A 656-nucleotide genomic window follows, 5' to 3' on the forward strand; every position below is an offset into this window, starting at 1 on the left:
ATCCCGACCGGGCTGAAGTTCTTCAACTGGATCGGCACCATGTGGCGGGGCCAGATGACCTTCGAGACGCCGATGCTGTTCTCGCTCGGCTTCATCGTCACCTTCCTGGCCGGCGGCCTGACCGGCGTGATGCTGGCCAGCCCGCCGATCGACTTCCACGTCAGCGACAGCTACTTCCTGATCGCGCACTTCCACTACGTGCTGTTCGGCACCATCGTGTTCGCCACCTTTGCCGGAATCTACTTCTGGTTCCCGAAGATGACCGGCCGGCTGCTCGACGAGCGGTTGGGCAAGCTGCACTTCTGGCTGACCTTCATCGGGTTCCACACCACGTTCTTGATCCAGCACTGGCTGGGCAACATGGGTATGCCGCGCCGCTACGCCGACTACCTGCCCACCGACGGATTCCAGCCGTTCAACATCGTCTCCACCGTCGGCGCCTTCATCCTGGGCGCTTCGATGCTGGCCTTCACCTGGAACGTGTTCAAGAGCTGGCGCTACGGCGAGGTCGTCACCGTCGATGACCCCTGGGGCTACGGCAACTCGCTGGAATGGGCGACCAGCTGCCCGCCGCCGCGGCACAACTTCACCGAGCTGCCCCGGATCCGTTCGGAGCGCCCGGCTTTCGAGCTGCACTACCCGCACATGATCGATCG

1 protein-coding gene is annotated in these 656 nt (G+C 63.6%); it reads left to right on the top strand.

Going from position 1 to position 656, the window contains the following annotated elements; translation table 11 throughout:
* Positions 1–656: cytochrome c oxidase subunit I (locus BST28_RS22995; protein WP_207570203.1), on the top strand; the 656-nt coding region annotated here is incomplete at both ends.

This window comes from Mycolicibacter kumamotonensis, assembly GCF_002086285.1.
GTDB classification, from domain to species: Bacteria; Actinomycetota; Actinomycetes; order Mycobacteriales; family Mycobacteriaceae; genus Mycobacterium; species Mycobacterium kumamotonense.